Below are 251 nucleotides of genomic sequence, written 5' to 3'. Positions count from 1 at the left end.
GATAAAACAGCCTTTATGATTCCTGATTTTCGTTTGCCAGTATCAAAAGAAGCCCAGCGCTTGTTTCATGGCCGGGGTCATAGTGAACCCGGTTTCGAACACATCAATATCGATTGGTATGCTCCTCTGCTGCTGGTGACTGTCTATCGGGAGCCGGCAGACGGCTGGATCGAGCAGTTGTCACGTTGGCTGATCGCCACTCTGCCCCAGGCCGAAGTCATCGGGATACAGTACCGCTGTCGTCCTATGGC

General features: G+C 53.0%; 1 protein-coding gene. It reads left to right on the top strand.

The features are described from left to right. On the top strand, positions 1-251 hold a 251-nt coding region (locus Q4550_RS23755; protein ID WP_303536721.1), incomplete at both ends, for a class I SAM-dependent methyltransferase.

This window comes from Anaerobacillus sp. 1_MG-2023 (assembly GCF_030547345.1).
GTDB classification, from domain to species: domain Bacteria; phylum Bacillota; class Bacilli; order Bacillales; family Guptibacillaceae; genus Guptibacillus; species Guptibacillus hwajinpoensis_B.
Note: the sequence above shows the minus strand (reverse complement) of the source record. Positions and strands in the feature narration are given on the sequence as shown.